1 protein-coding gene is annotated in these 490 nt (G+C 34.1%); it reads left to right on the forward strand.

What is annotated here, in order from left to right:
* Positions 1 to 53: 53 nt before the first annotated feature.
* Positions 54 to 490: transposase (locus B7698_RS00610; protein ID WP_142358040.1), on the forward strand; the 437-nt coding region annotated here is incomplete at its 3' end.

Genomic DNA, 490 nt, shown 5'->3' on the forward strand with positions numbered 1-490 from the left:
ACTGCACCCCAAAAGTTAGACAGAAAAAATCTAACTTTTGGGGTGCTTTTATTATGAAATTAACTTATGATGATAAAGTTCAGATCTATGAACTTAGAAAACAAGGATATAGCTTAGAGAAGCTTTCAAATAAATTTGGGATAAACAATTCTAATATTAGGTACATGATTAAATTGATTGATCGTTATGGAATAGAGTTCGTCAAAAAAGGAAAAAATCGTTACTATTCTCCTGAATTAAAACAAGAAATGATTGATAAAGTTCTACATGAAAACTGGTCTCAAGATAGAGTTTCTCTCGAATATGCTCTCCCAAATCGTGGTATGCTTCCAAATTGGATGGCACAATACAAGAAAAACGGGTATACTATTGTTGAGAAAACAAAAGGGAGACCATCTAAAATGGGACGTAAACCAAAGAAGAAACCCGAAGAGATGACAGAGTTAGAACGACTTCAAGCAGAAAACGAGTATCTGAGAGCGGAGAATGC

Origin of the sequence: Streptococcus mitis (assembly GCF_002096855.1) — a bacterium.
GTDB classification, from domain to species: domain Bacteria; phylum Bacillota; class Bacilli; order Lactobacillales; family Streptococcaceae; genus Streptococcus; species Streptococcus mitis_Y.